We start from the raw sequence: 392 nt of genomic DNA, 5'->3' as shown, positions 1-392 counted from the left end.
TGTGGAGCGGCGTGCAAAATTGACCCCCTTAGCGGGGTGATCGGCGTCTAAAATTGACCCCCTTCATCTCATCATGAGAAGCGCCGCCGTTTGGGTTCCGGACGGCGGGTACAGGGATGTTGGTTGTGGAGACGATTGCGAGGATCCGTCGGGAGCACCGGGACGGGAAGCCTATCAAGGCGATAGCGCGGGATTTGCGGCTATCGCGCAACACGGTGCGCAAGGCGGTCCGGGCACCGGACGCGGACGCCAGTTACGAGCGTAAGGAACAGCACCGGCCGCGGACCGGACCTTTCAGTGCTCGTCTTGAAGAATTGCTCGAGCAGAATGAAGGGCTGCCCCGGCGTGACCGGCTTCGTATGACGAGGATCCATGATCTGCTTCAGCGCGAA

General features: G+C 61.2%; 1 pseudogene. It reads left to right on the top strand.

Annotation, left to right across the window (positions count from 1 at the left end):
* Positions 1-116 precede the first annotated feature (116 nt).
* Positions 117-392: pseudogene (locus tag OKA11_RS24525) on the top strand (helix-turn-helix domain-containing protein); the annotation flags it as partial.

Origin of the sequence: Novosphingobium clariflavum, assembly GCF_026420865.1 — a bacterium.
GTDB classification, from domain to species: domain Bacteria; phylum Pseudomonadota; class Alphaproteobacteria; order Sphingomonadales; family Sphingomonadaceae; genus Novosphingobium; species Novosphingobium clariflavum.
This window is presented reverse-complemented; position numbering and strand designations above follow the sequence as displayed.